This is a genomic window from Gardnerella vaginalis, from assembly GCF_001546455.1.
Lineage (GTDB): Bacteria > Actinomycetota > Actinomycetes > Actinomycetales > Bifidobacteriaceae > Bifidobacterium > Bifidobacterium vaginale_B.
The window spans coordinates 167347-174057 of sequence record NZ_KQ956825.1 but is presented as its reverse complement, the minus strand read 5'-3'; the positions used below and the strand labels follow the sequence as shown (position 1 = coordinate 174057).

Here is a 6711-nt window from a genome sequence, read left to right as displayed (position 1 = left end):
CGGCACAAGCCGTTGCTTTTGCCCTTTTCCGCTAAGCCGCACAACCGATTCCGCCAAATCAATATCCTCAAATTTTAAGCCAACCGCCTCACTCACGCGCGCGCCAGTCGCGTACAAAAATTCCACAAGCGCGCGGTCTCGCAAAGAGACGGCGTCCGTGCTGCCAAAACCGCCAGCCGCATCGATTACGCGCTCAACTTCGCTAATGCTGAGCACGTCTGGAAGATGTTCCGCTTGCTTAGGCGCTTTGACTTCTGCAGAAGGGTCGCTTGCGATTTGCGCGTTGGAAAGCATGAATTTATTCCACTCGTGGATGCTGGCGATTCTCCGCGAGACAGTGCGCGGCCCTAAGTTTTGCGCTGCCATTGCACGCACGTATTCTTCAATGTCTAGCTGCGTGATTTCGTTGATATCGTTGATTTTTCGGGCATCGCGCAGCCAATTCGTGTATTTTGTAAGATCCGACTGGTAGGCTTCAACGGTTTTAGGCGAAAGCCCGCGCTCCACGCTTATGTGGTTTAAAAACTGCTGGATTTTTGGGAAAAATGGCGATTTATTAGATTTGTGCAGTTGATGAGATTGATGCGATTGCGGCGATTGATTCATGCGCGGTTGCTGCGATTCGGTCATACCCTAATTATATGCCGCACGAATCGACGACTTCGATCTGCATAATACGCGAGCGATTTTCCGAAAATGCGCGAGCAATCTCCCGAGTTTGTAGCTCAAAATTGATATGTACCCCTTTTTCTGGACAGTCAGTGAAAGGGTTATTTCATGTCAACTGTTAGATATAGTTACGAGTTTAAAATCATGTGTGTTGAATTATATCGTCAAACGGGTTAAAGAAAAGCCAAGTAAAAAGATGCGTGCAAATATACGAAACTGCTATAGTGGTTTAGTAAAGCATACTCGTAAAAACCAGTAAAAGAGCCACGTATGAAAACTAAACCATCAAAAAACAATAATCCATTAAGTGAGCGTGAAGAACTTAAGTTTCTTCGCGAAGAAAACGAGTATCTTAAAGCGGAAAATGCAATACTAAACAATCTCATTGCCTTGAGCCGAGAAAAGCGGGACTCTAAAATCAAAGCGAAAAAGCAGGCATAATTTTAAACGAATGCATGACAAGCCAGCAAAGGCATGCTTCCCGTGTTTGCACAGCAATCTGCACAACAGACACAGTATAGCAACAACAGCTTCCCTAGTACATCCTGGAAGCTTCTGCTCGGCTTCTGGAGCACAAGAAATAACTATACAAGGAACTCTTATGATGTGCAAAGAAGGAGTAAACGACGGAAGATTGCGCTGTCGCAAAGTGCGGTAGTTTGTAGTTCTGTCTGAAATTCCTTACAACGCTGTAATGGAACTTCAGACAGAACTATACCCACTCTTAATTACTCTTACTTTCAGATTTCCACTTTTTTATGAGTTGCAACGCTTCTCGCTCCGAAACATGGTCAAAATCACCGTTATTATTTTTATAATTCAGTACAAACGACGCTAATTTTATTTGTTCTTCTTTAGTAAATTCGTCTAATCTGCTCTTATCAAACTTTTTTATAGAATCATAAAATTCTTCTTCAGAAACTAGATTAAAACAATTTTCTGAATAAAATTTCCAGTTTGTTAAGTTATTGTATGTTGTTATACATAAGAATTTAAGCTTATTTGTCTCGTTATTAAATAGATTCTTAACATATGAGATGGCATTCTCTTCATCAATACATCTCCATATGTAAAATGCTGTATCGAATTGGTAAGAACTTAATATATCCTCGGAATATGAGATAGATTTAATTTTGGTCGCATAAATTTTTTCAATATCTTCTAAATGTTTAAGGCTAATGAATTGAAAATTTTTATGCTCATCTTCAGATACATATTTTTTGTAGTCAAATCTAATATATTTAATTATTGTAGATGTTGTGCCAATGTTGTATTTATTAATATTTTGAACTGCAGAACTAATAATTTCATATCTATCATTTTCATTTTCTAATTGAGCAATTATGTTATATAACAAAGTTTCTGAATAGTTGCATGCGAATGTTTCTAATAAATTAGATGAGTCTATACCTTTAAAGTCATATTGCAATTCAAATAATGCAGATGCAATTAAAGCAAGTCTATTATTTGATATTTTATTATCTTTAAACAATGATTCTACATTTTCCAAAAAGTATAGAATATTGCCATCTTTATTAAATTTTCTAATCTTTTGAAAAAGTCTAAGTTTACTATAACTATTCACGCATTTAATAATTTCTTCTCTTGGAATTTTTATACTTGATAAATTAAAACTGAAATATAAATCAAATTTCTCAATAGAACCAACGCGCATTTTACTAATAAGTTCTTCTTCAGATTGAGGATTTGCGAATTTATGTTCATTAATGTCTTCTGCAAATGTAGGAAACAGGGTTGAAACAATATCAAAAGCAATTTTGTTATGCAATCCTAAATTTTCAAATTCTTGATTACGTTTTTCAATATATTCAGACGGATCAGAGCTTCTTCGCAATGAAGAATTTATCTCTCCACGACAAATAAAATTCCTATTATTAAAAATCCACTTGTATAACTTGGGCTCAAAAATTTCTATTGCAGTAATAGCTAATAAATCAACAAATGATGTTTCTTTCCGTAAAGCGCCATATTTGAATTGGAACGCGTTAAATAATCTATTTATATCTCTTATATTTTTGATATATGGATTTACACAGTTTTTAAGTACTGTTTCAAAATATTCGTTATTTTCAAATTCTTCTTCACAATCATTTTTGTGTATAATTTTACTGAATCTACCTTTTAGTATTTCAGGCAATAGTGATTTATCGATTTCAGGAATTTCAAAAGAAACTTGAACAATTTTCTTTAAATACTCATCTCCATCAATATTGTGATATTCAGATAAAGCATTGCAAACAATTTTCCTATCCATCGTAAGCACATAAATGATGTTAGGAAAATCGCCTACTTGTTTCACCAATTGGAAAATATCTTTAATCTGAGGAGTAGTCAATCTATCTATATCATCAATAAAAACAATTATTTTGTGGTTAAAATCTTCTAGCGCCTTACACAGTTTCTCTTTAGCTTCATCCAAACTAGGCGTTTTCATTAATTTAGATACTGCTGCTTTGAATGCAGTTTTCAGTATAGGAGCGATTGCAGGCCCAGCTACTGGAATAGATGATAAAGCGTCAATAATATCGGAATATTGACTTATAGCCTTTCCGATTTTTTCTTTATTCTCTTCTCCTTTAGCAACACCTAATTTATTCTTCAATTCATAAAAAAATAAACTAATTAAATTGTTTTTATCCGAATAATTCCATGGCGAAAATCTAATAATTATTGGATTATGATTTTGATCTTCTTCAGTTTTTTGTGAAGTAAAAATTTTTTTGATTCTTTTGTATACTTTTGAATACCATTTTTTCTTCTCTGATTTATCTACTGGAATCTCGGATATTGCCATGTTAATAATAGATGTCTTGCCGCTACCCCACTTTCCATACAAACCGATTACAAGACCATCTTTGCTATCATATTCACAAATCGATTTTCCAAATTGTTTCGCAAAATCAAATCTTCCCAATAAATCTTCATCAGCTTTTTCAATAGGTTTATCTGCAACGTAACTCATATACTTTCCACTCTTCCTACCTAATTGCAGTATTTCGTATAACAATTTATATTCTAATCATCTATACAAAAATATCCTTTAGTTAATTCCCTTACCCAAGCAAAATACCAAGGATGAAAACAACCTTGCTTTTGTTTATCGAAACACATTAAAAGGAAACGAACACATTAAAAGGAAACAAACGCAAGAAAAATAAACAATCGCACTATAAGCTATAAGAATATATAGCGCAATTGTTTTTATACAGAGTCGTATAAAAAGGTATAAGCTCAACCAATAGTCGTCTAATTCTTTACAAGTTCATTACTTGTGGTATTTCAAATCAAAAATCATGTTTCTTGGATTTTTAGGAAAAGATACAAACCCAAGTTTCTTATACCAGTCTATAAGATTATCATTTAGCGCTTGCGTATATAAAAACCTACAACCAACATTAACAGAGTACTCGCGCGCTTTTTGTATAGCCTCTTTAACAAGTAAACTTCCTTGAGATCGCCCCTGATATTCCTTATTCACGGCTAATCTTCCTAAAAGCACACACGGAATATTGCCAGATAAGTTAGTATCATCTTTTGTTTGCTGAGGAATTACACGATGCTGTAAATAATGCGATGATAAAGTGAAAATTCCGATTACTGTATTACTATCATCTAATGCAACATGAACAACGCAACTACCTTTTTCCTGCTGCTCAAACGCGTCACGATGCACCCATATGTCAAGCTCAGGTTCGTCACAATAAAACGAGTCCAAATCTATTGAATAGTCAAGATTGATTATGTGCGTCCACAGCTTAGCTATCATCATTCCCCTGCAATCATATTCTCGAGGAATTTTGCATCTTCTTTACTGATAAATGTTCGTTTTGACACATCTGCAAGATTAGGCACAGGCGCTGCTGACTCGATTTCATTTGCTTGAACCATTGAGTAGAAAGCAAGCATACTATCAGTGCTAATGGTATCGTTCAAGTTGGCTTTTGACCACGGTTCTTCTTCATGACTCATCTGCTCAAGCATGTCTCCTAAATGATTGTCATCTTTATTGTCATACAAACTGAGCACGCGATCAATAACAGCACGGTCTTCTCGAGACACTTTACCGCTTTCACCATCAGGTATTTCCCTAGGGAAGATATAGCGTCGTCCCTTGCAGTACGTTGTAAAAATATCTTTTACCACTGGCCCATGCTTCCAAGCTATAATTGGATCATCAAAAAGTGGTCTATCTTGAGCCACAAGCATCCATGCTTGAACATAATATAAAAGCTTTTGCAGCGCGAAAGTCGTCGTCATATGATTACGTGCTTCGCGTTGCTCAAGTATATACTTGGCTACATCTATCGCTCTAGTCATTGTAATCATCCTCTTTTTTCTTATTACGCTTAGCTTTAATAATATCAGAAAGTATGCAAATTTTGTGCATTGTAGAACCGAACCTACATGTACATGAAATCAGTTAATAGATGTATGAAATTAGTTAATATAGCAGGTCAATACTAAAGAAAAACATGCACAAGAATCACCTATAAAAGACGCATGCAAACTATTAGGGTAAGTGGAAAATAGAAAACGGAATATTTTCCCGAGTTTGTTGCTAGAATCGACGTTTTGGACTACATTCTCGGGAAAGCAAATCATGTCGTTCGCGCGTAAAAATGCAAAAATCACAATTTTCAACGCCTTTAAATAGATAAAACTAGAACAATGGCGGCTGACTTGATGTAATCCTATGCTCTTTATTGCAATTAGTTATAAAAATGGTGGCTGCAGGAGAACCTACAACCACCATAAGTATAACATTGGCGTCTGCAAAACACCGCACTACAAGCGCGAGAGGCTATGCATCAGCCAATGCGCGCAGTGCTTAGTGACGAGCCTTGCGAACAGCAGCACCCATACCAGCAAGCATGGTTGCAGCCAAAGCAGTCAAAGTCACACCAACACCAGTGCCTGGCAACTTCTTGCCATCATTCTTCTTCTTCTCAACTTCAGGCTTGCCTGGCTTGCCTGGCTGGCCAGGAACTACAGGAGTTGGAACACCAGCAGGAACAGGCAAGTTAAGCTCTGCCAAAGGATCAGTCAAAACTGGAAGATCACCAGGAAGCTTCACGCCATCAGCCAAAGCAGCATTAATAGCCTTCTTGTAAGCTTCCAAAGCCTTGTTGTAAGCAGCGGAAGCATTAACAGCCTCAGCATAAGCCTTATCAAACTCAGCCTTAACCTCGTTGTAGGTCTTCTGGGCGGCAAGATAATGAGCAAGAGCACGAGCAGCACGCTCAGTCAAATCCTTGTAAGCAGAAGGATTAGAATCATTCAAGCCAGCAGCCAAAGCATCCTTAACAGCCTGATCGGCAGCATCCAAATTAGCCTTAGCAGCATCCATCTCAGCCTTAGCAGCAGAAAGCTTAGCGAAAAGCTCATGATAAGTCTTAAGCTTACCATTCATGTTGCCTTCAGCATCATCAAGCACGGACTTCAAACCATACAACTTAGCAACATGCTCAGCCTTAGAGCCAGCTGGAGCTGGAGTTGGAGTTGGATCCTTATGATCTGGATCAGCAGGAACATCCTTGCACTGAGCCTTAGCAAAATCAGCCTTGGCATCCTCAAGAGCAGACTTTGCATTCTCGAGAGCAACCTTCTTCTGGTTGATTGTGTCCTTAGAAATAGGCGCAGGATCATTCAGCTTAGCATTAGCATCTGCATCTTCGTTAGCTTGCAAAGTGCTATCTACCTTATTAGCATTCTTAGCAGCTGTCTTAACAGCTTCCTTAAGGGCAGCCAATTGTTTTGGAGTGGTGTCATCCTTCTTATCGCCAGTCTTAGCATCATTGTAGTTCTTAAGAGCATTGTTGTAAGCATCTACAACATTCTTCTTAGCAGTGTAAGTTTCGGTATCTGCAGCGTACGTGTCATTTGCAGCATCAAGATCACGCTGAGCCTTAGCAACAGCACGCTCAGCCTTGGTAACAGCCTGCTTAAGATCAGCAAGCTTATCAGCAGCAGCTGGAGTGCACTTAGGAGCCTCATCCTTAGCGAATGCTGGGGTGGCCATTG

Annotated in this window: 6 protein-coding genes; 1 reads left to right on the top strand and 5 read right to left on the bottom strand. The window is 37.6% G+C overall.

The window, feature by feature from the left end:
- Positions 1-606 (bottom strand): site-specific integrase (locus HMPREF3216_RS06325; protein ID WP_419471005.1); only part of this gene is annotated, 606 nt, incomplete at its 3' end.
- A gap of 333 nt (positions 607-939) precedes the next feature.
- On the opposite strand from HMPREF3216_RS06325, the gene HMPREF3216_RS06640 reads away from it, so the two are divergent.
- Complete coding sequence (locus HMPREF3216_RS06640; protein WP_230953866.1) at positions 940-1110, top strand: hypothetical protein; 171 nt, start codon at positions 940-942, stop codon at positions 1108-1110.
- A 283-nt stretch (positions 1111-1393) separates the two neighbouring features.
- On the opposite strand, the gene HMPREF3216_RS05965 is transcribed toward HMPREF3216_RS06640, so the two are convergent.
- The 4 genes from HMPREF3216_RS05965 to HMPREF3216_RS05950 form a co-directional block, all read right to left on the bottom strand.
- Positions 1394-3652 carry a KAP family P-loop NTPase fold protein gene (locus tag HMPREF3216_RS05965; RefSeq protein WP_060787369.1) on the bottom strand — a complete coding sequence of 753 codons (2259 nt, stop codon included), beginning with the start codon at positions 3650-3652 and terminating at the stop codon, positions 1394-1396.
- A gap of 303 nt (positions 3653-3955) precedes the next feature.
- Positions 3956-4459 carry a GNAT family N-acetyltransferase gene (locus HMPREF3216_RS05960; RefSeq protein ID WP_060787368.1) on the bottom strand — a complete coding sequence of 168 codons (504 nt, stop codon included), beginning with the start codon at positions 4457-4459 and terminating at the stop codon, positions 3956-3958.
- Entirely contained in the window at positions 4456-5007 is a 552-nt protein-coding gene (locus tag HMPREF3216_RS05955) for a Panacea domain-containing protein (protein ID WP_196485437.1), read from the bottom strand. Before HMPREF3216_RS05955 ends, HMPREF3216_RS05960 begins: the two co-directional genes overlap by 4 nt.
- A 511-nt stretch (positions 5008-5518) precedes the next feature.
- A partial coding sequence (locus tag HMPREF3216_RS05950; protein ID WP_060787366.1) for a hypothetical protein occupies positions 5519-6711 on the bottom strand: 1193 nt, incomplete at its 5' end.

Coding starts and splice junctions, on each gene's coding strand:
- HMPREF3216_RS06640 (WP_230953866.1), top strand. CDS start 940: ATGAAAACTAAACCATCAAAAAACAATAATCCATTAAGTGAGCGTGAA.
- HMPREF3216_RS05965 (WP_060787369.1), bottom strand. CDS start 3,652: ATGAGTTACGTTGCAGATAAACCTATTGAAAAAGCTGATGAAGATTTA.
- HMPREF3216_RS05960 (WP_060787368.1), bottom strand. CDS start 4,459: ATGATGATAGCTAAGCTGTGGACGCACATAATCAATCTTGACTATTCA.
- HMPREF3216_RS05955 (WP_196485437.1), bottom strand. CDS start 5,007: ATGACTAGAGCGATAGATGTAGCCAAGTATATACTTGAGCAACGCGAA.